Source organism: Segatella maculosa OT 289 (assembly GCF_000243015.1).
Taxonomy (GTDB): domain Bacteria; phylum Bacteroidota; class Bacteroidia; order Bacteroidales; family Bacteroidaceae; genus Prevotella; species Prevotella maculosa.
This window is the reverse complement of sequence record NZ_JH594511.1, coordinates 70310-95070: the sequence shown is the minus strand read 5'-3', so window position 1 is coordinate 95070 and position 24761 is coordinate 70310. Positions and strand designations below refer to the sequence as shown.

Annotated in this window: 21 protein-coding genes; 7 read left to right on the top strand and 14 right to left on the bottom strand. The window is 47.9% G+C overall.

The annotated features are described in order from the left end of the window. The first annotated feature begins 405 nt into the window (after nt 1-405). Nucleotides 406-1110 carry a Crp/Fnr family transcriptional regulator gene (locus HMPREF9944_RS11585; protein ID WP_044113704.1) on the top strand — a complete coding sequence of 235 codons (705 nt, stop codon included), beginning with the start codon at nt 406-408 and terminating at the stop codon, nt 1108-1110. 2 nt (nt 1111-1112) lie between these two features. On the opposite strand, the gene miaA is transcribed toward HMPREF9944_RS11585, so the two are convergent. After that, nucleotides 1113-2069 carry a tRNA (adenosine(37)-N6)-dimethylallyltransferase MiaA gene (gene miaA, locus HMPREF9944_RS11580; RefSeq protein WP_008566515.1) on the bottom strand — a complete coding sequence of 319 codons (957 nt, stop codon included), beginning with the start codon at nt 2067-2069 and terminating at the stop codon, nt 1113-1115. Nucleotides 2070-2197: 128 nt separating this feature from the next. Continuing rightward, the gene (gene gap / locus HMPREF9944_RS11575; RefSeq protein WP_008566514.1) at nt 2198-3226 is read right to left on the bottom strand and encodes a type I glyceraldehyde-3-phosphate dehydrogenase; all 1029 of its coding nucleotides are present in this window, start codon (nt 3224-3226) and stop codon (nt 2198-2200) included. 250 nt (nt 3227-3476) lie between these two features. Here gap and mscL point away from each other — a divergent pair, with 250 nt between their 5' ends. Continuing rightward, nucleotides 3477-3902, top strand: a complete 426-nt coding sequence (gene mscL / locus HMPREF9944_RS11570; protein ID WP_008566513.1) for a large-conductance mechanosensitive channel protein MscL — start codon at nt 3477-3479, stop codon at nt 3900-3902. 93 nt (nt 3903-3995) lie between these two features. Here the strand turns inward: mscL and HMPREF9944_RS11565 are convergent, their stop codons facing one another. From HMPREF9944_RS11565 to HMPREF9944_RS13155, 5 genes are all read right to left on the bottom strand, one after another. Then, nucleotides 3996-4982, bottom strand: a complete 987-nt coding sequence (locus HMPREF9944_RS11565) for a DNA-methyltransferase (protein WP_008566512.1) — start codon at nt 4980-4982, stop codon at nt 3996-3998. 706 nt (nt 4983-5688) lie between these two features. Further along, entirely contained in the window at nt 5689-7233 is a 1545-nt protein-coding gene (guaA, locus tag HMPREF9944_RS11560) for a glutamine-hydrolyzing GMP synthase (protein WP_008566510.1), read from the bottom strand. A 30-nt stretch (nt 7234-7263) separates the two neighbouring features. Continuing rightward, complete coding sequence (locus tag HMPREF9944_RS11555; RefSeq protein WP_008566509.1) at nt 7264-8055, bottom strand: nucleotidyltransferase family protein; 792 nt, start codon at nt 8053-8055, stop codon at nt 7264-7266. Nucleotides 8056-8101: 46 nt separating this feature from the next. Then, on the bottom strand, nt 8102-9646 hold the full coding sequence (locus tag HMPREF9944_RS11550) for a RapZ C-terminal domain-containing protein (protein ID WP_008566508.1): 1545 nt from the start codon (nt 9644-9646) through the stop codon (nt 8102-8104). A 2-nt stretch (nt 9647-9648) separates the two neighbouring features. Further along, complete coding sequence (locus HMPREF9944_RS13155) at nt 9649-9825, bottom strand: hypothetical protein (RefSeq protein WP_008566507.1); 177 nt, start codon at nt 9823-9825, stop codon at nt 9649-9651. Between the two features lie 708 nt (nt 9826-10533). On the opposite strand from HMPREF9944_RS13155, the gene HMPREF9944_RS11545 reads away from it, so the two are divergent. From HMPREF9944_RS11545 to pyk, 4 genes are all read left to right on the top strand, one after another. Beyond that, nucleotides 10534-12024, top strand: a complete 1491-nt coding sequence (locus HMPREF9944_RS11545) for a glycoside hydrolase family 10 protein (RefSeq protein WP_008566505.1) — start codon at nt 10534-10536, stop codon at nt 12022-12024. Further along, the gene (locus HMPREF9944_RS11540; protein WP_008566504.1) at nt 12021-12920 is read left to right on the top strand and encodes an RluA family pseudouridine synthase; all 900 of its coding nucleotides are present in this window, start codon (nt 12021-12023) and stop codon (nt 12918-12920) included. The genes HMPREF9944_RS11545 and HMPREF9944_RS11540 overlap by 4 nt, the downstream gene beginning before the upstream one ends. 6 nt (nt 12921-12926) lie before the next feature. Further along, nucleotides 12927-13079 (top strand): hypothetical protein, encoded by a 153-nt coding sequence (locus HMPREF9944_RS13150; protein ID WP_008566503.1) that lies wholly within the window; start codon nt 12927-12929, stop codon nt 13077-13079. 419 nt (nt 13080-13498) lie between these two features. Further along, nucleotides 13499-14962: a pyruvate kinase gene (gene pyk, locus HMPREF9944_RS11535; protein WP_008566502.1), complete on the top strand. Its 1464-nt coding sequence runs from the start codon at nt 13499-13501 to the stop codon at nt 14960-14962. Here pyk and HMPREF9944_RS11530 read toward each other — a convergent pair. Then, nucleotides 14959-17325: a TonB-dependent receptor gene (locus tag HMPREF9944_RS11530; protein WP_044113703.1), complete on the bottom strand. Its 2367-nt coding sequence runs from the start codon at nt 17323-17325 to the stop codon at nt 14959-14961. The two genes, pyk and HMPREF9944_RS11530, sit on opposite strands and share 4 nt — an antisense overlap. Before the next feature lie 269 nt (nt 17326-17594). Then, on the bottom strand, nt 17595-19799 hold the full coding sequence (locus HMPREF9944_RS11525) for a S9 family peptidase (RefSeq protein WP_008566500.1): 2205 nt from the start codon (nt 19797-19799) through the stop codon (nt 17595-17597). Nucleotides 19800-19890: 91 nt separating this feature from the next. Between HMPREF9944_RS11525 and HMPREF9944_RS11520 the strand changes: the two genes are divergently transcribed. After that, nucleotides 19891-20805, top strand: coding sequence for a TIGR01212 family radical SAM protein (locus tag HMPREF9944_RS11520; protein ID WP_044113702.1), 915 nt, complete (start codon nt 19891-19893; stop codon nt 20803-20805). Between the two features lie 82 nt (nt 20806-20887). Here the strand turns inward: HMPREF9944_RS11520 and HMPREF9944_RS11515 are convergent, their stop codons facing one another. The 5 genes from HMPREF9944_RS11515 to HMPREF9944_RS11500 all read right to left on the bottom strand — a co-directional run bounded on the left by HMPREF9944_RS11515 (nt 20888) and on the right by HMPREF9944_RS11500 (nt 24344). Next, a complete protein-coding gene (locus HMPREF9944_RS11515) occupies nt 20888-21313 on the bottom strand; it encodes an acetyl-CoA carboxylase biotin carboxyl carrier protein (RefSeq protein ID WP_008566498.1) in 426 nt (141 codons plus the stop codon). A 9-nt stretch (nt 21314-21322) separates the two neighbouring features. Continuing rightward, the gene (locus HMPREF9944_RS13045) at nt 21323-21472 is read right to left on the bottom strand and encodes a hypothetical protein (RefSeq protein WP_172634004.1); all 150 of its coding nucleotides are present in this window, start codon (nt 21470-21472) and stop codon (nt 21323-21325) included. A gap of 19 nt (nt 21473-21491) precedes the next feature. Further along, a complete protein-coding gene (locus HMPREF9944_RS11510; protein WP_008566496.1) occupies nt 21492-23057 on the bottom strand; it encodes an acyl-CoA carboxylase subunit beta in 1566 nt (521 codons plus the stop codon). A gap of 77 nt (nt 23058-23134) precedes the next feature. Then, on the bottom strand, nt 23135-23722 hold the full coding sequence (locus HMPREF9944_RS11505) for an isochorismatase family protein (RefSeq protein WP_008566495.1): 588 nt from the start codon (nt 23720-23722) through the stop codon (nt 23135-23137). Between the two features lie 16 nt (nt 23723-23738). Then, nucleotides 23739-24344, bottom strand: coding sequence for an HU family DNA-binding protein (locus HMPREF9944_RS11500; protein WP_008566494.1), 606 nt, complete (start codon nt 24342-24344; stop codon nt 23739-23741). Between the last annotated feature and the right edge of the window lie 417 nt (nt 24345-24761).

Sequence of the window (24761 nt, the reverse complement as noted above, 5' to 3'; positions counted from 1 at the left end):
TTTCTTAACGTTTGACTGTCAGAGTGTGGCACTCCTATACTTTTCTTAACGTTTAACTGTCAGAGCGCCGCACTCCTATACTTTTCTTAACGTTTAATTGTCAGAGTGCCGCACTCCTATACTTTCCTTAACGTTTGACCGTCAGAGTGCGGCAATCCTATGCTTTTCTTAACGTTTAGCTGTCAGAGTGCGGCAATCCTACACTTCTTTTGCCTTTTAACCACTATCGGTATTCCCGCCGACATATTTTCTTTATTTTGACTCTCGGCGGAATTCTTGCCGGAAGACTTTCTCCCGTTTACCTCTGCGTCTATAATATATTTTCGTTTAAAAAAATTATTTATTGAAAGATTATTCGTATATTTGTAACCAAAATTAAAAAGGTTGTAGCTTAAAAAACTTTTCATGGCGGAAATGCAAAATAACAATAAGAGTGAAATCATTTATTCTCTCTCACAATTATGGGGCCCTCTTTCGGAAGAACATCAAAACACTCTTCTCGATAATATACAGATAACGTCATTCAAGAAAAATCAACTTATTTACAAGGATTTTGACGGTCCCACGCGTATGATGCTGCTCTATCAAGGCAAGGTCAAGGTTTTCAAAATGGGTATTGGAGGCAGAAGTCAAATTATACGGGCAATCAAACCTATGGAGTTCTTCGGTTTCAGAGCTTACTTTGCTGCAGAAGATTACAAAACCGCAGCCATGGCACTCGAAGAGTCTACCATTGTTTTCTTTGATATGGATGTCATTGTCCAACTGATGAAAGAGAACTTCAATATCAGTTTTTTTTACCTAAAACATCTCTCCAAGGAATTAGGCCATAGCGACGACAGGACGGTCAATCTGACCCAAAAACACATCAGAGGACGGCTGGCCGAAGCTTTGTTGCTGCTCAAGAATAATTATGGAACCGAAGAAGATGGCTATACATTGAGCATTTATTTGAGCCGTGAAGACTTGGCCAGTCTGTCCAACATGACGACCAGCAATGCCATCCGAACCCTATCTTCCTTTGCATACGAAAAAATTATTGCTATCGATGGCCGTAAAATCAAAATCGTCAATGGCGAAGAACTGAAAAAAATCAGCCAATTAGGTTGACTTCACCTTGCGTTTATCAGTTCCTTAATCATGCCCACTTTCTCTTCCATTGGTAAGAGTGCATCAACCCAATGTATCGTAAAGCCACGGCGTTCCATTCCTCTGAACCATGTCATCTGCCGTTTGGCGAACTGATGAATGGCGATTTCAAGTCTACGGAACATCTCTTCAAAACCGATTTTCCCTATTATATATTCCGTGATATATTTATATTCCAGACCATAATAAATAAGGTCTGCAGCAGGAATCCCCGAATCAAGTAATCCCTTGACCTCATCTATCATTCCACTGTCAAGCCGTTTCCGCAAACGCCTGCTAATCTTGGCACGACGGGCATCACGGTCAATAGCCACACCGATAATGATGGATTCTATTACAGGGAACGTTCTATCCTCCGTGGGGTGTTCAAGATTGTAGGTTTCAATCTCTATCGCCCTGATTGCACGCTGACAGGAGTCTACATCGGTCTTATTATGCATCGTGCTGTCACTTTGTTCCTTCAGACACTTCAGCATTTCTGTCAGCTCTTCAAGCGATTTATCCGCTAAAGCATCGCGCAATTCCTGATTTTGAGGAACGGGAGAAAGATGATATCCCTTGAGAACAGACTCTATATACAGCCCGGTTCCGCCACAAAGAATGGCTTGTTTTCGACGCTTCATCATGTCGGCATATACCTTTATGAAGTCCTCCTGATAGCGAAAGAGATTGTATTTCGTTCCCGGTTCGCAGATATCTATCAGATGATAAGGTATCTGTCGGTCCTTAATCATATAATCCTCTAAATCCTTTCCCGTTCCAATGGTCATGCCACGATAAACCTGTCGGCTGTCAGCACTGATGAGCTCGGCATCTATTTCATACGCCAGATGCGCAGCAAGACTTGTCTTTCCTGATGCAGTCGGACCTAAAATCGTTATCAAAGAGCCTGCTTTGTCTATCGTCTCAAAGCTCTTCATATCACTGTTTCCATGCTTCATGCCAACAAAAATAACAAAAAAATCCCTGCCGACAAAGCGGCAGGGATTATATTTATCTGCGATCTCTTTCCTAAAAAGGAAAAGAAGCTGATGACTTGTACGTGGTATTACTTCAACTCAGCGAAGTACTTGATCGTACGAACCATCTGAGAAGTGTAAGAGTTCTCATTGTCATACCAAGAAACAACTTGTACCTGATAGCAATCATCGCTAATCTTGCTTACCATGGTCTGAGTTGCATCGAACAATGAGCCGAAACGCATACCGATGATATCTGAAGAAACGATTTGATCCTCTGTGTAACCGAAACTTTCAGTTGAAGCTGCCTTCATGGCTGCGTTGATTCCCTCAACAGTAACGTTGTTACCCTTAACAACGGCAACAAGGATTGTTGTAGAACCTGTAGGAGTCGGAACGCGCTGTGCAGAACCAATCAACTTACCGTTCAGTTCTGGGATAACAAGACCAATAGCCTTGGCAGCACCAGTTGAGTTAGGAACGATGTTGCATGCACCGGCACGTGAACGACGGAGGTCGCCCTTGCGCTGCGGACCGTCAAGAATCATCTGGTCACCTGTGTAAGCGTGAATGGTAGACATGATACCACTCTGGATAGGAGCGTATGCATTCAATGCTGCAGCCATAGGAGCCAAGCAGTTGGTGGTGCAAGATGCTGCAGAGATAACGGTATCAGCTGCGGTCAAAGTCTTGTGGTTGGTGTTGTACACAATAGTAGGCAGGTCGTTACCAGCAGGAGCCGAGATAACAACTTTCTTTGCACCAGCCTTCAAGTGAGCCGAAGCCTTCTCCTTAGAAGTGTAGAAACCTGTACATTCAAGGACAACATCTACCTTGTTGGCAGCCCATGGGCAGTTGGCAGCGTCCTTTTCTGCAGAGATTTTGATTTCCTTTCCATCAACAATGATAGAGTCTTCTGTTGCCTCAACAGTGTGTTTGCCCTCACCGAACTTGCCGGCGAAGCCACCCTGTGCAGTGTCATACTTCAAGAGATGAGCCAACATCTTAGGACTTGTCAAGTCATTGATAGCAACAACCTCATAACCCTCTGCCTCAAACATCTGACGGAATGCGAGACGACCAATACGGCCAAAGCCGTTAATAGCTACATTTACCATTTTTAATTTTAATTTTTATAAAGGTTTATAAAACAATATCTTTTAATCAATATTTTGTCTGTTACGATTGCAAAGATACAATATTTTTTTTATTTTTGCAGGCGCAAGGTGTATTAAATATATTAAAAAATCGGGTTCTATGCCATATATAAGGCTACAGGATTTCATCATTGAGGAGATTGTAAACTCTATATGGCAAACGAACCGCTTACAAATTTACACCTAAGCACACATTATTAATATAACAAACATGAGTAAATTCATTCAAGAATTCAAAGACTTTGCCGTGAAAGGCAATGCAGTCGACATGGCTGTCGGTGTGATCATCGGCGGTGCTTTCGGTAAAATCGTCACTTCAATCGTCAATGACATCATCATGCCGCCTATCGGTTGGCTCATCGGAGGCGTGAAGTTTACCGACCTAAAGCTTACCCTTCCGACCGTAGAAATCCCCGGTGTAGAGAAGATGGAGGGCGTTTCCATCAACTATGGCAACTTCCTGCAGACGACATTCGACTTCATCATCATCGCTTTCTGCGTGTTCCTGCTGGTGAAAGGCATCAACAAACTGGCTAAAAAGAAGGTAGAAGAGTCTGCAACTCCGGCTCCGAACCCCGAACCGACAGCTGAAGAGAAGTTGCTGACAGAGATACGTGACCTGCTGAAAAACAAGTAAACGATTTCTATTCAGGCCTTATAAGAGCTCGAAATCGTACATTCGGTTTCGGGCTTTTATGGCATAAACACCGTTCAATGAGATAGATAAGCATCATTTCTTACGGCTCCCATTATGAGTTTTGGCCGTTGATGCCCGCTTTTGAAAGCCAAAAGAGTTCCTTTCCCAAAAGACACCATCGGCATATCCTTGGATAATTGGGTCGGAAGTGGCATTGATGAGCCGCTTTATGGCCCACAGACAATACTCCCGATTGACCTCTATGCCACAGAAACTTCTGCCGAGTTTCCTTGCAACGACGGCCGAAGTGCCGCTGCCAAGAAACGGATCGAACACCTTGTCGCCTTTCTTCGAAGAAGCAAGCACCAACTTTGCGTATAATTTCTCGGGCTTTTGCGTTGGATGATCCGTATTCTCGGGCATAGACCAAAAAGGAACGCTGATGTCATCCCAGAAATTAGAAGGATAGGTCAGCCGGAAATTCCCCTGTTGTGTCTCCTCCCAATCCTTGGGTTCCCCATTCTCTTTATAAGGAGCCATGACCTTCCGCCTGACCATCACCGAGTCAACGTCGAAATAATAACGCTTCAGGTTCTTGACTGCAAACCAAATATCTTCCATTCCATTCTTCCAATTAGCCTTTGCGCCCCGTCCTTTCTCCCGTTGCCACGTGATTCGGTTCACAATCGTCAGCTTTTCCTCTACCACCCTTTGCATGGCTGATGTGCATTTCCAATCTCCACACATGTAAAGCGAGCCCGTCTCTTTCAATTTATCACACACTTTACCAAACCAACTGTGCAGATATTCCTCATAAGCCTCGGTGTCCATAGCCGAGAACCGACGTCCGTTGAAATCCTTATCCAAATTATACGGTGGGTCGATAATCACCAGATCAAAATATGCATCAGGGATAAAATCCAAGCATTCAAGCAAATCTCCATGCACAACCATGTCGTCATGGAAGTTTGACTTCAAGTCATCAAGACTGCAAATCTGCGACTCCAACATCGGACGTTCTGCTTCCGACACGCTGAGCGTCTTGTTTCTGTGTGCCCGTTCCTTAGCTTTTCCCGGCATGTTCCCTATAAATTCCAATTCTATGAAGCAAAATTAAGCAATTAAAATGAATTATCCAAATCGGGAAACACACCTCCGAAAGACGCATACATTGCAACCACAAAATTATTTACAAAATGCTTTCGTATCGTTCACGAAGTCCTATCACGATCAAAACAAGCCCGGTTTTCACAGCTTTATAATCCACTTGTTATCAGAGTTTTACGATAATCAAACAAGAATTCAGGCTAAAAAGACACGTCATTTCAGCCATTTCACCGTGCAATATACCCACTTCTACGCGAAATATGGCTGAAATAAAGAGGTAGGGACGCACGGTTCGTGCGTCCGCTCAAATGAAAAGGGAAACCGAATATACAGGATTGTTAGAGCGGACGCATGAACCGTGCGTCCCTACATTCGCTCAGCAGTTTACCACACCGAGCCATATTGTGATGCAATCTCAGCCATTTCACCATACAATATGGCTCATTTCAGCGTGCAATATAGCTGAGATTAGGTGCTTAAATGGCTGAAACAAGCAGCGAAATGCAGCGAGTTGGCATGCAAAACCTTATCACTTGCACGAAAAACCATATTTTTGCAACTCAAAACCTCACAAGCTTCTCCTTGCAACCACGTATTTTCAACCATCCGAATTCTATTTGACAGATTTTCAACCCCGTTTTTTCTGATATTGTTTTGACAAAACAAGAGCAGCAAACGCCTATTCCCATTCTATTGTCGAAGGCGGTTTCGAAGAAATGTCATAGCAAACACGGTTGACACCTTTCACCTTTCGGATAATCTCGTTGGACACTTCTGCCATGAAATCATAAGGCAAATGCGCCCAATCCGCAGTCATGGCGTCCATCGAAGTCACGGCGCGGAGGGCCACAGGGTGCTCGTATGTGCGCTCGTCGCCCATCACTCCGACCGATCGAATGGTTGAAAGCAGCACGGCACCTGCCTGCCATACGCTGTCATAAAGAGGCGTTCCGTCGGGCATTTTGTAGTGATGTAGCTTTTCAACATAGATGTTATCGGCCTCTTGAAGAATGCGAACTTTCTCGCGAGTGATGTCACCCAAGATGCGAACGGCAAGGCCCGGACCGGGAAACGGATGCCGTTTGATGAGACGTTCCGGCATACCCAATTCATAACCCACACGTCGAACTTCGTCCTTAAAGAGCCACTGTAAGGGTTCACAAAGCTTGAGTTTCATCTCTTTGGGCAGCCCTCCTACGTTGTGATGGCTCTTGATTGTCATGCCCGTGATACTCAAACTCTCGATACGATCGGGGTAGATTGTGCCCTGAGCCAGCCACTTGGCATCGCTAATCTTCTTGGCTTCGGCATTGAACACCTCTACGAAATCGCGGCCGATAAGCTTACGTTTCTCTTCAGGGTCGGTCACTCCTTCAAGGTCTTTGAAGAACTTCTCACTTGCATCAACGCCAATTACGTTCAGTCCCAAGCCTTGATAAGCCTCCATTACCTTGGAGAACTCGTTCTTTCGGAGCATGCCATGGTCCACGAAAATACAGGTGAGGTTCTTCCCGATGGCCTTATTTAATAAGGTGGCACACACAGATGAGTCAACACCTCCCGATAAACCGAGGATCACTTTGTCGTTACCCAACTGTGCTTTCAACGCAGAAACAGTGCTTTCAACGAATGAAGCAGGGCTCCATTCCTGCCTGCTTCCGCAGATGTCTACCACGAAATTACGGAGCAACTGCATGCCTTGTGTGGAATGATATACCTCGGGGTGGAACTGAACACACCACACGCGGTCGGCCTCGTTGGCAAAGGCTGCATACTTCACGTCGCCGGTCGAGCCGGTAACATGAAAGCCTTTGGGAATGGAAGTTATCGTGTCTCCATGGCTCATCCACACTTGTGAGCCTTTCTCGAAGCCTTTGAACACAGAACAATCCATGTCGATTGTCTCCAAATTGGCACGACCATACTCGCGCGTTCCGGTTTGTTCAACCTTTCCTCCATAGGCATGAGCGATATATTGTGCGCCATAACAGATGCCCAGAACGGGATATTTGCCAACGAACAAGTCCAAGTTTGCCTTGAAAGCTTCCTTGTCATGGACGGAATAAGGACTGCCACTCAAGATGACACCGATGATATCCGGGTCGTCTTTTGGGAACTTGTTGTAGGGAAAAATCTCGCAGAAGGTGTCCAATTCGCGCACACGACGGCCGATAAGCTGCGTGGTTTGTGAACCGAAGTCAAGAATGATTATCTTCTGTTGCATAATGATTATATGATGATTAATGTTATTTCGTTATTGATGTAGGCTTTCGATGAAAGCCTCAGCCTGCTCAAGCGTGTCGAGTTTTCCCACGTCCATCAACTTCAAATCTGCCTTCACATAGCCCTTGATAGCTACGCGGTCGCAGTTTTGCAAGTAGAAATCCATGATAGGAAACTTGTCGGGGTAGGCTTCCATCAATGGGAACAGCTGCGGAGAAAACGAGTGTATGCCCGAGAAAGCATACATGTGGAAACGCTTCTGCAAGTCATCAAGCGTTGCTTTATGCACTTCCTTGTAAGGGCTTTTCACCTCTCCTGTCTCGATGTTCACCCAACCCACGAGACGCATCTCATTGTTGAAAAGCAGATAACGCTTGGTCTTTCGCCGGCTGACAAGCAGCACTGCACCTGCCATTTCATGCGGAACACCACACGAAGCACACATCACTTTGCGGTCTGATGTATAAAACTCCCGTAAATCGACATTGCTCAAGATGTCCACATTGTGTATCAAGACGGGCGCATCAAGGGTAAAGAGCGGACGTGCCCGCTTGATGCCGCCTCCGGTTTCAAGCAATTCAGTCTCGTTACTGATGTGTATATCGAGCCCGAAATTATCGTTTTCCCGTAGATAGTCTGTAATTTGGTCGGCAAAATGATGCACGTTGATGACGATTCTGCTAAATCCGGCATCTTTCAATCGAAAGAGAACGCGCTCAAGCAACGGCTTCCCCCCTACCCTTACCAATGCTTTCGGCATACGATCGGTAAGCGGTTTCAAGCGAGTTCCCAAGCCTGCTGCGAATATCATTGCTTGCATCATCTTCTGTTTTATGCGTCAATTGTGATTGTTCTGTGAACTTACGACTTTAATTCTTTGCATTCAATACCTGTCGGATATGCTGTTCACGATGTTCGAGCTGCACTTCTATGCCGAACTTCTGGTGAATATGCTCGGCCAGATGCTGGGCACTGTAGACCGAACGATGCTGACCACCCGTACAACCGAATGAAAACATCAGACTGGTGAAGCCACGTTGCAGATAGCGGGTTACGTGATGATCGGCCAATTTATAGACATGTTCAAGGAAAGAAAGGATTTCGCCATCGTCTTCCAAAAAGCGAATGACGGGTTCATCCAGCCCTGTGAGCTTCTTATAAGGCTCATATCGTCCGGGGTTATGCGTACTCCGACAATCGAAGACATAACCTCCGCCGTTTCCGGAAGGGTCGTCCGGAATGCCATTGCGATAGGAAAAGCTATTCACCCGAACGACCAACGGCCCCTTACCGTCATACTTCGAGAACGTAGCCGGACCGTCTTGAGGGTGCGCTTCATATACTTTACTATCGGTTGTTTTATAGCCATCGGCACGCGACATGGCCGGTTTCTCAATCTGTGTGAACTGCGGTAGTTCGGTCAGACGCCGCAACATATCCATCAGATAAGGGTAAGGAAACATGCCGGAACTCATTTTTAAGAGCTCTCGGAGATTATCCATTGCCGGCTGAATGGAGTCGAGGAAATGCTTCTTCCTTTCGAAATAACCGCGGAAACCGTATGCTCCAAGCACCTGAAGCAGGCGGAACAGCACGAAAAGACTCAGTCTGTTGACGAAATGGCGCACGCTCGGAACCTCTGTATATTGCTTCAAGGCGTCGTAATACTCATAGACCAAGCGACGGCGAAGCTTGAAGGAATAGTGGGCAGATGCCTGCCAAAGGAAAGAAGCAAGGTCGTAATAATAAGGACCCTTTCGGCCACCTTGGAAGTCGATAAAGTAGGGATTGCCGTCGCTGTCAAGCATGATGTTGCGTGCCTGAAAGTCGCGATAGAGGAAGCTCTCACCGCTCTCGGCCGTCAAGTCCTTGGCAAACATACGGAAATTGGCTTCAAGTTTCAACTCATGAAAATCAAGTCCGGTGGCCTTCAAGAAGCAATATTTGAAGTAATTGAGGTCGAACAACACGCTTTCCTCATCAAATTCAGGCTGCGGATAACAGTTGTTCCAATCGAGTCCACGTGCACCGCGCATCTGGAAATTGGGCAATTCCCGAATTGCAGAAACAAGAAGTTGCTGCTCTTTCTGGTTGTAACGGCCACCCGCTTCACGCCCTCCGCTGATGGCATCATACAGCGACGTGTGCCCCAAGTCGGTCTGAAGGTAACGCAACTCATCGTCGCTCACCGCCAAGACACGAGGAACGGGCAACCTGCGCAGCATGAAATGGCGGTCGAGATAGATAAAAGCGTGGTTCTCGTCGCGGCTCGTTCCAATCACACCGACGATGCTTTCACCGTTGTTTCCCACGAAACGGAAGTATTGCCGATTGCTGCCCGCACCGGGTATCTGCGCTATCGAAGCCGGTTCCTCACCCGTGTAGCGCACGTAAAGTGCTGTCAGTTGCTGCATGATTACTTGTATTTATTCCTGTTCTTCCGATTGTTTTCCCACTGTACCAACAGCGCATCGATGAGCAGCAGTATCATCATGATGCCCAAAGACATGAAGAACGACCGCGTGACGTAAAGCAACAACGAGGCCACGAAGGCCAACAATACCACATGTTTCCAATCGATTTTAATTTTCATGCTGCAAAGATAGGAATAAAGGAATAAACATCAAAGTGAATAAACAAAAAAATCGGATGTCGTCACGACAACCGATTTCCAAAAACAAACTACTTTAAAAACTAATCTACTAAAACAAATCAAAAATATATTTCTCGGAAACAATCCGATACTTTAATATCATAATTGACGCGAAGATACAATATTTCCCAATAGTTTCAAAGCCTTTTCCCGTTTTTTTTGTTTCTTTTAACGGAAGCGAATCGCGCTTAGAGGAGGAGTATGATTATGAGAAACAGACTATACCAGCTCGGGGTAAAAGAGCCCTCCCGATGGTTCTACGGCGTCGGGCGACAGTTTCTTTTTGTATTTTTTATCTTCCGAGCCCTCGGAAAACAGTTTAATCTTTCTTTTTCTTCCATCCGAGACCTCGGATAGTATTTCCTGTTAATTAATTTTACATCCGAGGCCTCGGATAGCATTTTCCGTTAATTAATTTCACATCTGAGGCCTCGGATAACAGTTCTTTTTCTATTTAGCTTCCAACCGAGCCGTCGGACAAGCGTTCTTTTTTTGTTTTACAATCTTCCGAGCCGTCGGACGAGTGTTCTTTTTTTGTTTTCCGTTAATCTGATGCTTCAGAGACGCAGTTTTTCCTGTTTTTTCTCGATGGGGCTTATATCGAACTCATATTTTTTTATTATTTTTGCCACGGAAAATAAAAACAAGATGAAGCGTAATATATTTTTAGCGTTTATTTTACTGCTGGCAGGAATTCAAGAAATGCAAAGTCAAGAGAAGCGTGAATTCCGTGGCGCATGGGTTCAGTGTGTGAATGGTCAGTTCCTCGGATTGGGGAAAGATGGAATGCAACAGATGTTGACTCGTCAGTTAGATGAGATGAATAAAGATGGAGTCAATGCCATTATTTTCCAAGTCAGAGCAGAGTGTGATGCATTATATGCAAGTCCTTATGAGCCTTGGAGTCGTTTCTTGACAGGGCAACAAGGAAAAGCCCCACAGCCCTATTGGGATCCTTTGGCATGGATGGTAAGCGAGTGCCATAAGCGCGGAATGGAACTTCATGCATGGATCAATCCATATCGTGCAAAGACAAAGACCACTAATACATTGGCATCTAATCATATTGCCATAAGAAAACCGGGAGCTGTGTTTGCTTACGATAACCAGCTGATTCTTAATCCGGGGCAACCGGAGAACCGGGAATACATTTGTAAAATAGCAAGCGACATCGTGCGCCGCTATGATGTTGATGGTTTCCACATTGACGACTACTTCTATCCTTATCCGGCCGCAGGGCAGGCCATACCTGACGACCAAGAGTATGCGCTTTATGGCAACGGCATCAAGGACAGGGGAGATTGGCGAAGGTATAACGTCAATCTGTTCATGAAGCAATTGTGTGACAGCATACACAATGTAAAGCCATGGGTGAAATTCGGTGTCTCGCCTTTTGGCATCTATCGGAACAAGAGCAATTCTCCTGCAGGAAGCAACACGAAAGGCCTACAGAATTACGATGATTTATATGCCGACGTGCTCTTATGGGTCAATAATGGCTGGGTGGATTACTGCGCACCTCAGCTCTATTGGCAAATAGGGCATCCCGCAGCCGATTATGATGAGCTCATTCGATGGTGGGACAGTCATGCAGCCAACCGTCCGCTATACATCGGTGAAGACGTGGAACGAACCGTAAAATATGCCGACCCACAAGATGCAAACAGTCATCAGCTGAAAGCCAAACGCAGATTGCACAGAGAGATGCGGCATGTCAACGGCACCGTGCTGTGGTATGCAAAGTCTTTCTGCGACAACATCGGCAATTACGCTTCGGCCATGCGCACCGGATATTGGAAGTATCCCGCCTTGCAGCCCAAGATGCCTTTCATAGACAACAAGGCACCCAAAAAGCCCAAACATGTGATGCCCGTATGGGCAAACGGGGACTACGTGCTGTTTTGGCAGGCCCCAAAAGCCAAAAAGTGGGCCGACGAGGCAGTGCGCTATGTTGTATATCGCTTTGACAAGGGAGAGCGTATCAACACCGAAGATCCGTCGAAAATCGTGGCCATCACTCCCGACTGCCACTACAAAATGCCTTATGCCGACGGCCGCACGCGCTACACTTATGTCGTTACCGCCGTTGACAGAATGAGCAACGAGAGCAAGACCGTGAAGAAAAAGATAAGCTTATGATGCGCTGCAACAGCTATGACAAGCCCGGCGAATACGCCAACTATGTCGTTGAGCGTGACGGGCGGCTGCTGGAATGGCTGCTGGAGAACGTGAAGCACCTCAGCAAGTCGAAAATCAAGCAGACGCTTCAAGGCCGCGGCGTAAAGGTGGGCAAGAAGACCGTCACACAATTTGATTATCCGCTGACGGCGGGAACGAAAATCACTTTCAGCAAGACCAAGCGCAACAACGACATCTTCAAGAACCGATACGTAAAGATTGTGTATGAAGACCGCCACTTGGTCGTGGTGGAGAAGAACGCCGGCATACTGTCGATGGCTGCCGGTCACGCCTCGCTCAACGTGAAGGCCCTGCTGGACGATTATTTCAAGAAGAGTCGGCAGAAATGCACGGCCCACGTCGTCCACCGACTGGACCGCGACACGAGCGGACTGATGATTTACGCCAAGGACAAGCAGACGGAATTGCTTTTGGAGCAGGATTGGCACGACATCGTTTACGACCGCCGATACGTGGCCGTGGTGTCGGGCGAGATGGAGCAGACCGAAGGGACCGTTTCCGGATGGCTGAAAGACAATAAGGCCTACTTCACCTATTCCTCTCCGACGGACAACGGCGGAAAGTTCGCCGTGACTCATTTTCACGTTTTGAACCGTCGCAACGGCTATTCCTTGGTGGAATACAAGCTGGAGACTGGCCGAAAGAACCAAATCCGCGTGCATTCCGCAGACATGGGGCACCCCGTTTGCGGCGATGCCAAATACGGCTGCGGCGACGACCCGGTCGGGCGTCTGTGTCTTCATGCCTATGTGCTGTGCTTCCGCCACCCCGTCACGCATGAAGCGATGACGTTCGAGACGCCGATACCTGCTTCGTTTCTCCGAATTTTCAAATAGCGATTTATGAATAATTTCCTTTACTACATTTTTATGCTGGCAGCGATAGTTGTCGGTTTTTTCGTCATCAAGAAAGTGACAAGTTGCCTTTTCAAAGCCATCGTGGCCGTGGTGGTCATCGGCATCATCATCTGGCTCTATTTTATACGAGGCGTATAAGTGCTTTTCACGACATCCCCCTCTCAGCGTCGCGAGACCCGGGTCTCACGAGCGTGAGATCCCCCTCTCATTTCATTGAGATCCCCCTCTCGCGTTTCTCCGTGCCGCGTCGGAATTCGTTTCGTGCCGCATCGGAATTGATTTCGTGCCGCGTCGGAATTAAATCAGAGGCGGCTCTAATTGAAAAGAGAGGCGGCTCTAATTGAAAAGAGAGACGGCTCTAATTGAAAAGAGAGGCGGCTCTGATTGAAAAGAGAGACGGCTCTAATTGAAAAGAGAGGCGGCTCTGATGGGCGGGCAGATGGTTTCTCCCGTCCGTGAGCGGCCGTTCAATTCGTAAAAAGAAATAAAACTCGTGCGGAATACTTTGTATTGTGCGAGATTTCAGCTAACTTTGTGGGAAAATTCAAGATAGCAACATGAAACAGACGAAAATAGTGGCCTCGATAAGCGATCGCAGATGTGAACAGGATTTCATCCGCAAGCTTTTCTTTGCCGGAATGAATGTCGTTCGCATGAATACGGCCCATGCAACGACCGACGGCATACGCAACATCGTGAAGAATGTGCGTGCCGTTTCGCCCCATATCGGTATCATGATTGATACAAAGGGACCGGAGGTGCGCACCACGGGCGTGGATGCTCCTTTGAAATACAAGGTGGGCGACGTGGTGAAGATATTCGGGCGGCCCGAAATGGACAGTTCGCATGACATCGTGAACGTGTCCTACCGCGACATCACGAAGGATGTCCGCGTGGGCGACGATATCCTGTTCGATGACGGCGAACTCGACATGCGGGTCATCGAGAATAACGGTCCGATGCTGGTTGCCCAGGTACAGAACGAGGGCGTGCTGGGGGCGCACAAGAGCGTGAATATCCCCGGCGAGCACATCGACTTGCCTGCGCTTACCGAGAAAGACAAGCAGAATATTCTTTTGGCTATCGAGCTGGATATTGATTTCATTGCGCATTCGTTTGTCAGAAACGCGAGCGATGTGAGGGAAGTACAACAAATTCTTGATGCACATCATAGTGACATTAAGATTATCTCCAAGATTGAGAACCAAGAAGGTGTTGACAACATCGATGAAATTATCGATGCTTCTTACGGTATCATGATTGCGCGCGGCGACCTCGGGATAGAAGTGCCCATCGAGCGCATTCCCGGTATTCAGCGTCAGATTATCCGCAAGTGTGTGGCGAAGCGCAAGCCCGTTATCGTGGCGACGCAGATGCTCCACACGATGATCAATAACCCGCGTCCGACGCGGGCCGAAGTGACCGATATCGCAAATGCCATCTATTACCGAACCGACGCACTGATGCTCAGTGGCGAGACCGCAAGCGGCAAATATCCGCTCGAGGCCGTTCAGACGATGGCCCGTATAGCCGAGCAGGCCGAGAAAGACAAGTCGCATATCAATGATATTGCAGTGCCTTGGTCTGACGATGAGCTTGACCAGCGTGCTTTCCTTGCCCATGCAGCCATCGACGCCACCCGCAAATTGGGCGTTTCGGGCATCATTACCGACAGCGAGACGGGGCAGACGGCACGCAATTTGGCAGCATTCCGTGGTCCGGTTCCCGTCTTGGCGATCTGCTATAACGAGAAAACCCAGCGCTGGCTCAATCTCAGCTACGGCGTCATTCCCATTTACCAGCGCGAACAGGTCAGCTCGCAGTATATGTTCTTTGCGGCTTTGCGCATGCTGCGCCAGAAAGGCTACATCAAAGAAGAGGACAAGATTGCTTACTTGAGCGGTAGTTTCGGAGAGGGCGGCGGTACCACTTTCCTTGAAATCAACAAGGTCGAAGAGGTGTTCAACAGAAGTTATCAGTTCCATCTGCCCGATATGCCGGTGAAGAAAGAAGACGCTTAGAAATCAACGGTCAGTCGCGCGTTGAGCATTCTGCCCGTGAGATAGTTCGGGACGGCATACTGTACATTCGTGACATCGGTTATCCAATAATAGCTGTTGACGTTGCTGATGCCGAAAAGATTGAGGCATTCCATGCCGAGCCAAATGTTTTTAATCAGCTTGCTTTCTTGCTTTGTGTTGTCAAGCAGGCGATAACTCATGCCCAAATCCACGCGTTTGTAGGCCGGTGCACGAAAGGAATTGCGCCCAAGTTCGTTATGTGGCGTCGAGAACGGGAGGCCGTCGGCATAGCTCATTGCCAATGCTACTTTCCATTTGTCGGTTCCCGGGAAATAATCCGTAAAGAACATGTTCAGCGCATAGCGTTGATCGGTCGGCAACGGTATGCTTGCATGGTGGAGATGCATCTTCGTATTCATGAGCGAAAGGCTTATCCATGAATTCGTGTTGGGCACGAACTCGCCATAAAGTTTCAGGTCGAGGCCCGTTGCATGCCCGGTGGCGCTGTTCGTTCCGTGATATATCACTTTTACGTTGTTGATGGAATAGGGGATAAGATTATTCAGAATCTTGTAATACGCCTCTGCCGTGAATTTGAACGGTCGTTTGTTCATCATAAAATGATAGTCAAAGCCGGCAATGAAGTGAATGGAACGCTGGCTTCTGATTTTGTCGTTGAGGCGGGCCACCGTGATATGGTTCACCGTTGTCGTGTCTCTCAATTCCTTAAAAAAGGGCGCTTGATAGTAAAGTCCCGTTGCAAAGCGTAGCGTAACGTGGTTATTGAACGGAGGAATAATACCGAGCGAAAGGCGTGGCGAAACGATAGTCTCCTTGTTGAAGCTCCAATGGCTCATACGAATGCCGTAGTTCAGCGTGAAATGCGTATGCTCACCGGCACTTGTGAAGTGCCATGTGTCTTGCAAATAGCTTTCAAAGCGGTCGGAAGTCATCTTGTTTTGTGCGCGTAGTGCGTAGATGAGGTTCAGATCCTTTCCGGTATGCGGAATGCTGTAGCCACTTGAGTCTCGCATTTCATATTCATTGCTGTGCTCTTCGATGCGCTCTTTCTTGAAATAGATGGCTCCTTCGAAATGATGTTTGGCTGTCTTATGCTGCAACATCAGTTTAACGGCCTTGACTTGTGCCTTGAGATAATTGCGCGCATGCTCGAAATAGGTACCTACACCCAGCCTCCGACTTGTCTCGGTTTGCGTCAACCAATATTGTCCCTGTATGTCATATTGCTCTCTTTCGTTTGTTTTGAAGGCCGAGGCAGTAAGGGACAGCCGCGTATTCTTGCTGAAATGGCGTGTCAAGGTGGCCGATGCAAAGTAAGTCTTGAAGAGGTCCTTCTCCTGTCCGTCAAAGTAAACGCGGAACGACTTCACGTTTTGTGACGTACCAAATGATGTTTCTCTTGACTCAGGATAGAAGTCGAAGCGATTCTGATTGATGTTTCCTATAACGTCTACCGTCCATCGTTGGTTGGGCGCATAGTGCAGATAAGTTTGATAATCAAGAAACTTGGGTTTGTATTCTCCCGAAGTCTCCAATGAACCTAAGAGATTTGCGGTTGACTTGTACCTGAAGCTGTTAGTCCATGAGAAGTTCTGATGGCCAAAACCGATATAGACGTCAGCCGACATCAGGCTTGCAGCAACCGTAGCCTCGAAACGCTTCGGTTGTTTATAGGTGATATCAAGAGACGATGACATTCTATCACCGTATTTCGCTGCAAATCCACCCGTAGAGAAATCGATATTGTCAACCATGTGTGGGTTGATGACCGACAAGCCTTCCTGTTGTCCGCTCCTTACAAGGAACGGACGATAGACCTCATTGCCATTGATGTAGACGCTGTTCTCGTCGAACGCCCCACCACGGACGTTGTATTGCGACGAGAGTTCACTGTGTGTGGACACGCCAGCTTGCAACTGAACAAACCTTTCCACGCCATTACCGTTGGCAGCATTGATTTGTTTGAGGTCTTCCTTTCTCAATTGTTGGTTCTGCCCGGTCTGTATTCTCTGTCCTTTCACATCGACAGTCTCAAGCGTATTCTCCTCTTCAAGAAGCGTCACCATCAGTCTTTGCGTCCCTTTTGGCCGCCGCAAGATACGCGTCTTCGTCTTATAGCCGATCATTGAGAACTTCACGACCACGGAGTCTGCACTTTGAAGCGTCATAGAGAACTCTCCTTTTAAGGACGAAAAGGTGAGTTTTCCCTGACTGCTGATGCTTGCAAATTCGATAGGTTTACCGTTTATGTCGGTTATTTTCCCGTGAAGCGATACGCTCTGTGCCTGAAGTTGAAACACAGAAGCAAAGAGCAGCGCTATCAAACAAATTCTTATTCTCATATCTTTTTGATTAACGCACAAGCTCAAAACTTATTGCCTGTTTTGCAGCCTTGGTCGCATTGGTTGGCAATCTCAGCCATTTTACCGCCTAACCTCAGCCATATTGTGCGGTAAAATGATTGAGATGAGACGGTAAAATAGCTGAAATAAATTCTCAGAATGAATGCAATGAGAATCTAATGTGAAGACACATGGCCGGCATCGTGGGCGCGATGTCTTTTTATTCACGGAATATCTACTGCCTCAAAGGCGAATTTAATGCAGATGGGTCACTTGAGATGCTCCATGAACCAAGCCGAAATCTGCCGAAGCAGATGCGTTCTTGTGTTTCCTCCATATATACCATGGTTTCGGTTGGTATAGAGATTCTCCTTGAAATCCTTGTCGGCTTGCACCAAGGCTTCTGTATATTCCATCGTGTTCTGCGGGTGGACGTTATCGTCGGCCAATCCGTGACAAATGAGTAGGGCACCATGAAGTTTGTCTGCACGCTGAATGGGGTTGGCATCATAGCCGGTTCCGTTTTCTTTTGGCGTGCGCATATAGCGTTCCGTGTAGACGGTGTCATAGTATCTCCAGTCGGTTGGTGGCGCAATGGCTACTCCTGCCTTGAAGACCGCGCGTCCTTCGCTCATGCTCATCAGCGTGTTGAAGCCTCCGAAGCTCCACCCCCAAATGCCTATCCTGTCTTTATCGACATAACTTTGCTGGCCCAGCCATAAAGCCGTCTCAACTTGGTCGCGCGCTTCAAGCACGCCGAGTTTCAGATAAGTGCATTTCTCAAACGAGGCTCCGCGTCCTCCTGTGCCACGTCCGTCAACGCAGACGACGATGAACCCTTGCTGTGCAAGATAATAGTCGAAAGCACCGCCATTTCCCATAGAGCCTGCATTCCATGCGTCGATGACTTGCTGGCTTCCCGGGCCGCCATATTGAAAGAGGATGACAGGATATTTCTTGCGGGCATCAAAGTTTTCGGGCTTGACCATCCAGCCGTCCAGTTTGATACCTTCAGCGGTGGTGAACGAAAACGGTTCGCGCCCGTTGAAACCATAGGCCTGTAGCTTTTCTTTCAGCGTTTTATTGTCTACAAGTGTTGAGAGAATCTTCCCGTCATTGTTGCGGATTGTGCATACATAAGGCGTGTTATAGTTGCTCCATGTGTTGAGGAAGTATTTATAGTCGCCCGAGAAGACTGCCGTGTTCCAGCCATTTTCGTTGGTCAATCGTTCGACCTTGCCGTTCTTGTGGCTGACAAACACCTGCCGGTCGTGCGGGCTGACGGCTGCTGCCTGATAATAAACGTCGCCGGTTGGTTCATCATAACCATATACGCGGGTGATATCATCATTCTCATTGCCGACTTTCCGGGTAAGACTTCCGTTCATGCTATATATATAAAGGTGCATATAGCCGTCGCGGTCGCTTGGAAGTAAGATGTTGTTTTGGCCGATAATGATGCCTCCGAGCACTTCTTCCTTTATATATTTCTCCGAATTCTCCTTGATAAGTAGTTGAGAGAGAGTGGTACGAGGGTTGACGGCATAGAGGTTCAGGACGTTCTGATGACGGTTCATCGTGAAGATAATGATACGATCGGGCTCAGCAGTAGGTCTGATTCCTGGCATATAGCCATCGGATTCAACGGGAATTTGCAGCTTGTTAGTCTTTCGGCTTTGAATATCGAAGCTCCACGCCGAAACGATGGCGTTGTCTTCGCCGGCTTTGGGATACTTATAAGTGTAGGTTCCGGGATATACTTCATTGGCTTTCAGCGTGGGGTGACTGCCCATAAACATCTGCAAGGAATATTCCTTGACCTTTCTCTCATCGTATTTAAGCCAGCAAAGCATGCGACTATCGGCCGTGAAACAGAGGGAACGGCTGGTGGAGAATTCTTCTTCGTAGACCCAATCGGGAATACCGTTGATGATTTCACGCTGCTTGCCGTCTTTTGTGACCTGACTTTCAGCATTGTCGTAGAGGAGTTTCACGAGGAAGATGTTGTTGTCTCTGACAAAAGCAATCTGATTACCGTCGGGTGACCATGTGGGTACCTGTTGCGGACCACCCGCAGAAAGCCTTTCGAGTTTTCTACTTTGCAGGGTATAAATGTAATAGTCAGCCGTGAATGAGCGTCGGTAAATCTTCTTTGTATTGGTTTGTATCAACAGTTTCCTTCCGTCGGGCGAAAGTACGAAGCCTTCAAGCTGTTTGATTTGTTCGCCTTGCGTGTGAGACACATCGAAAAGTGTACGTGTCTGTTTGCCGGTCTTGAATGAATATTCGATGATTTGCTTGCCGTCATCGCTCATGCCGACATATAAATCAGTGCCATTGACAGGTTCTATTTTCGTGACAGACTGTGCAGTGAAGGTTTGTCCGGTGACGTCTTTCAGTGTAATCTTATCGTTGGCCATCAGCTGAGATGAGGCTAAAAGCATCGTTACGCACATGATGAATAGTTTGTTCATAGCTGTTGAAGTGTTGTTTTGTTGACAAAGTTACTAAAAAGCGATGAGAACAGCTTGCTTATTGCCTGCTTTTTTCATAACTTTGCATGCTATGAACAGCTTTTACAATGATTTCTCTTCATGGATAAGGACCAAATTCCCTTTCAGGGTGCAGAAGATCAGCATCGATGCGGGGTTTTCTTGTCCTAACCGCGATGGGAGAATTGGTTCAGGAGGGTGCATCTATTGCGACAACCGCACTTTTAATCCCGCCTATTGTGACCGACAGAAGTCTGTTTCCGCACAGTTGGAAGAAGGGAAAGCCTTCTTTTCCCGCAAATATCCCGACATGAAATACCTCGCCTATTTTCAGGCTTTCACGAACACTTATGCGCCTCTGAACGAGCTGATGACTATATATGAGGAAGCGCTTCGGGTGGAAGATGTCGTCGGACTCGTCATCGGAACGCGCCCGGATTGCATCAGTGATGCGCTCTTAGACCGTCTTGCCGAACTGAACAAGCGTACTTTCGTGCTCATAGAGTATGGGATAGAGAGCGTAAACAACCAAACATTGACACGGATAAACCGCGGACACGATTTCGCTTGCTGCCGTGAGGCCGTTGAGAAGACGCACGCGCGCGGCATCTTATGTGGCGGGCACGTCATTCTCGGTCTCCCCGGCGAAGATGCAGCAGAGAGCATTCGTCAGGCGCCGATTATATCGTCTTTGCCGCTCGATATACTCAAGATTCATCAGATGCAAATCATTCGCGGAACCCAACTGGCCTTTGAATATCTTCGCCAGCCTTTCCATGTCTATTCCGTAGAGGAGTATATCAGACTCGTTGCCGCTTATCTTTCTCGACTGCGCCCTACGTTGGTATTGGAGCGATTTGTCAGTCAGTCGCCTGCCGATTTGCTCATTGCGCCCAAGTGGGGGCTGAAGAATTATGAGTTCACCAATCTGCTTCACCGCTATCTGAAAGAAAAGAATATCCGGCAAGGTGCCATGTTGAAGAATTAGAACCACATCTAAATCAAAAGAGAGCCGCCTCTAATTTAAAATAGACGCGGCTCTCTTGTTTATAAATAGTGGTTCTATCAACCTATTCAATCACCACAAGCGGGTCTTCTTCGAGCACGCTCTGACCCACTTTCACGCAGATGGCCGTAATCTTTCCGTCCTTCTCTGCTTCGATGTTGTTGGCCATCTTCATCGCTTCGAGTACGACGACGGCATCGCCAGCCTTCACTTCCTGTCCAACTTCAACGTTGATGGCTGTGATGGTGCCGGGCAACGGTGCCTTGACAGCATTATTGGTGTTGACATTAGCCGTGGGAGCGGCTTCCGTTTCCTCGGTCTCAGCAGCTTTTCCCAATACGACCTTCTTCTTTTCCGGTTCGGCTTCTTTCTCCATCTGAACCTTGAAATCGTCACCATTCACGTTTACGCTGGCAACATTGTTCTCATCGATCTCGCCGATGGTTACGGTATAATCTTTACCTTCAATGGTATATTTAAACGCTTTCATATTCTATGTTTATGGTTTCTTTGTGAATGACAAGAACTTGGCGTTCCACATTGTATGACGTGGAGCAATTGTTATTTTGCCCGGTTCGTTGTCGTGAACGTTATTGCCTTCGAACTCATAGAGTGCCATGGCAATGGCTGCATAAATATTCTTATCCATCATCTTACGTTTTTAGATGTTACATCGGCATACAGCCATGTTTCTTGGCCGGAAGTCCCTCGCGCTTAGTAGCAAGCTGCGCCAGACCGCGGCAGATGCGGAAGCGCGTGTTGCGTGGTTCGATGACATCGTCGATATAACCGAATTGTGCGGCCTGATACGGATTGGCGAACGTCTCCGTATAGTCGTCTTCCTTTTCGGCAAGGAAAGCCTTCACGTCGCCACCTTCTTCCTTGACCTTCTTTGCCTCTTTGCCACACAGAATGGCCACGGCACCGCCGGCACCCATGACGGCAATCTCGGCTGTGGGCCATGCAAAGTTCAAGTCAGAACGAAGCTGCTTGCAGCCCATCACGATATGCGAACCACCGTAGCTCTTGCGAAGATTGATGGTAATCTTTGGCACGGTAGCCTCGCCATAGGCATAAAGCAACTGTGCACCATGCAGAATGACGGCGTTATATTCCTGGCCCGTGCCGGGGAGGAAGCCCGGAACGTCCACAAGGCTGACGATAGGAATATTAAACGCATCACAGAAACGCACGAAGCGGGCGCCCTTTCGACTGGCATTCACGTCGAGCACACCGGCATAAGCTGCAGGCTGGTTGGCCACGATGCCCACGCTCTGCCCATTGAAGCGGGCAAAACCCGTGATAATGTTCTTGGCAAACTTGGGCTGAACCTCGAAGAACTCGCCATTGTCAACGACGGCACCGATGACCTTATACATATCGTAGGCCTTATTGGGGTCGTCCGGCAATATTTCGTTGAGCAAATCTTCCTTGCGGTCGATGGGGTCGTCGCACGCTATGCGCGGCGCAGTCTCCGTGTTGTTCGACGGAATATAGGAAAGCAGTGTCTTGATGAGTTCCATGCACTCTTCCTCGGTCTTCGCCGTAAAATGTGTAACACCACTCTTGCTCGCATGAACGCTTGCACCACCCAAATGTTCGGCATCAATTTCTTCTCCTGTCACGGTCTTTACCACCTTCGGACCAGTCAGGAACATGTAAGACGTACCTTCGGTCATAATCGTGAAATCGGTCAATGCAGGCGAATACACCGCACCACCGGCACACGGACCCATGATAGAACTAATCTGTGGTATCACGCCGCTGGCAAGAATATTGCGTTCAAAGATTTCTCCGAAGCCTGCAAGTGCAGAAATACCTTCTTGAATACGTGCACCGCCCGAATCGTTCATTCCGATAACCGGAGCGCCCATCTTCATCGCCATGTCCATGACCTTGCAGATTTTCTGGGCCATTGTTTCCGACAGTGAACCTCCGTTTACAGTGAAATCCTGTGCATAAAGATAAACCAAGCGACCGTCAATGGTAGCAGAACCGGCTACGACACCATCGCCCAAGTATTGCTTCTTCTCCATACCAAAGTTGTGGCAACGGTGTAGTTTGAACATATCATATTCCTCGAAGCTACCTTCGTCCACCAACATGTCGATACGTTCGCGAGCTGTGTATTTCCCGCGTTCATGCTGCTTGTCTATGGCTTTTTCGCCACCGCCAAGGCGAGCCTCTTCGCGTTTTGCAATCAGCTGCTTGATTTTTTCTACTTGCTTACTCATAAGTTTTATAAATTAATTCATTAAGATGCAGTTGTGGCTGCAAAGATAGTAAAAAAAGTAGGAAGTCGAGAAGAGAATTAGGTAAAAAAGCAAAGTTTCTGCTCGCGAACGAAGTCGTTGAGCCTCCTGCCGCCATCTATTGAAGCAATGCCACGGGCGAACACATCTACCGTAAGTCCCCCGTTGAGCAGATTTCGCAGTGTCTCCAGCACACAATAATCGCCTGCCACGCCACAAATCACCATTCGATGGCTTGCACACGTCACTTCGTCCGTCATTGTCGAAAGCCGATACCCCCCGTCTGCCAGCTTCTCGACGTGTTGGAAAGCCCCATACTCTTCCGTTTCTATCACCTCGCCCTTGCGAATTACTCGAAAGGGAATCCCTCTGTCCAAGCACGCCTGAACGAGTCGCTCGTCAATCTGCGACCCTTTCGCAAATGCAATACAATGCGGCGGCCACGGTCCGCCCTGCGGAATAAACGAAGCATCTCTCGCCTGATGCCAGTCAACGGTGAATATCACCTCTGCCAGTCCCTCATGCGTGTTGATAAGCTGCAGGATATGTTCCACTGCCGTTTCTGCACCCTTCACATAGAGTGCGCCTGTGGGATTGCAGAAGTCGTATTGACAATCCACAACCACCAAAGTTATTTCTTCTTTCATTTGTTTTATTTCAGTTTCATTTCGTCTCCCCTTTCCTGTACATTTTCCGATAGGTCGACCCCGCATTGTAGAGCCGTCCCTCGGCTTCGAGCCGGCGGGCCAGGCGGTAGGCAGCCGACTTGGAGAGGCCGAGTTCCGATTGCAGGTCGCCGATGAAGATATAGTCCGCGTCGGCGAAGAGGCGTTTGAGCGCGGCTTCGATGTCTTCGGCCGACGGACGGTCGTAGGCTTTCTCCAGATACGTCCGGTTCTCGAACTCGGTGCTTTCCAGCAGTTGCATCAGCGCCTTTTCGGGCCGGAAGTTCACCGTCCGCACGTAGGGGTTGCGCAGGCGGAAGCGATGCGTCTTCGGGTCTTCGTAGAGTTCGCCCTTCACGGCGGGCCAGAAGTAGCCCAACCCCGGCAGATGCACGCGGTTGCCCAGCATCAGCTGGTCGGCCAGCTCCACTTTCACGGCTTCGAACGCCCCGATAAGGTCGGCCACGGTCAGCGCCGTCGCCTTTTCGATGTGGCGCCCCATCAACTCCATGTCCACCGTGGGATACAGGTCGACCACCACGCGCATCTTCGCGTCATTAGGCACATTGCCATTCGATTTCACCAATTTGTAAGGTACAGCCATAATCTTTTATTTTAAGTTTATATTGGATGACATTTCCGTTATACGTGCCACGCACATGCTTATCGATGGAGACGCCCTGCACATTGGCATGCAATGCCAATGCACATTGGAATGGCAATGGCCTGCACATTAGGTTGACAAAGCCCTGAACGTTAGGATGCGACACCCTGCACGATAGGACTCCTACCCGACTCCTTATAGGAAAGGCGAATTCCCAACCTAGTGGGAAATATTTTTCAACTTAGTGGGAAATATTTCCCAACTCAGAGGGAATAATTTCCCAACTTAGTGGGAATTCACCTTTCCTTATACAAAGGTAATGAAACTTACGGTATCGTGCAAGCGATTTCCCAATTATCTTTGCGAAGGGTATAAATAAGGAAGGCGGCGGACATTAAAAAGGAGGGCGAACGCAAT

Coding starts and splice junctions, on each gene's coding strand:
- HMPREF9944_RS11540 (WP_008566504.1), top strand. CDS start 12,021: ATGATGCGCTGCAACAGCTATGACAAGCCCGGCGAATACGCCAACTAT.
- HMPREF9944_RS11500 (WP_008566494.1), bottom strand. CDS start 24,344: ATGGCTGTACCTTACAAATTGGTGAAATCGAATGGCAATGTGCCTAAT.
- guaA (WP_008566510.1), bottom strand. CDS start 7,233: ATGCAACAGAAGATAATCATTCTTGACTTCGGTTCACAAACCACGCAG.
- mscL (WP_008566513.1), top strand. CDS start 3,477: ATGAGTAAATTCATTCAAGAATTCAAAGACTTTGCCGTGAAAGGCAAT.
- HMPREF9944_RS11525 (WP_008566500.1), bottom strand. CDS start 19,799: ATGAACAAACTATTCATCATGTGCGTAACGATGCTTTTAGCCTCATCT.
- HMPREF9944_RS11585 (WP_044113704.1), top strand. CDS start 406: ATGGCGGAAATGCAAAATAACAATAAGAGTGAAATCATTTATTCTCTC.
- HMPREF9944_RS11505 (WP_008566495.1), bottom strand. CDS start 23,722: ATGAAAGAAGAAATAACTTTGGTGGTTGTGGATTGTCAATACGACTTC.
- HMPREF9944_RS11515 (WP_008566498.1), bottom strand. CDS start 21,313: ATGAAAGCGTTTAAATATACCATTGAAGGTAAAGATTATACCGTAACC.
- HMPREF9944_RS11565 (WP_008566512.1), bottom strand. CDS start 4,982: ATGCCGGGAAAAGCTAAGGAACGGGCACACAGAAACAAGACGCTCAGC.
- gap (WP_008566514.1), bottom strand. CDS start 3,226: ATGGTAAATGTAGCTATTAACGGCTTTGGCCGTATTGGTCGTCTCGCA.
- HMPREF9944_RS13045 (WP_172634004.1), bottom strand. CDS start 21,472: ATGGATAAGAATATTTATGCAGCCATTGCCATGGCACTCTATGAGTTC.
- HMPREF9944_RS11510 (WP_008566496.1), bottom strand. CDS start 23,057: ATGAGTAAGCAAGTAGAAAAAATCAAGCAGCTGATTGCAAAACGCGAA.
- HMPREF9944_RS11530 (WP_044113703.1), bottom strand. CDS start 17,325: ATGAGAATAAGAATTTGTTTGATAGCGCTGCTCTTTGCTTCTGTGTTT.
- HMPREF9944_RS11520 (WP_044113702.1), top strand. CDS start 19,891: ATGAACAGCTTTTACAATGATTTCTCTTCATGGATAAGGACCAAATTC.
- HMPREF9944_RS13155 (WP_008566507.1), bottom strand. CDS start 9,825: ATGAAAATTAAAATCGATTGGAAACATGTGGTATTGTTGGCCTTCGTG.
- miaA (WP_008566515.1), bottom strand. CDS start 2,069: ATGAAGAGCTTTGAGACGATAGACAAAGCAGGCTCTTTGATAACGATT.
- pyk (WP_008566502.1), top strand. CDS start 13,499: ATGAAACAGACGAAAATAGTGGCCTCGATAAGCGATCGCAGATGTGAA.
- HMPREF9944_RS11545 (WP_008566505.1), top strand. CDS start 10,534: ATGAAGCGTAATATATTTTTAGCGTTTATTTTACTGCTGGCAGGAATT.
- HMPREF9944_RS11550 (WP_008566508.1), bottom strand. CDS start 9,646: ATGCAGCAACTGACAGCACTTTACGTGCGCTACACGGGTGAGGAACCG.
- HMPREF9944_RS13150 (WP_008566503.1), top strand. CDS start 12,927: ATGAATAATTTCCTTTACTACATTTTTATGCTGGCAGCGATAGTTGTC.
- HMPREF9944_RS11555 (WP_008566509.1), bottom strand. CDS start 8,055: ATGATGCAAGCAATGATATTCGCAGCAGGCTTGGGAACTCGCTTGAAA.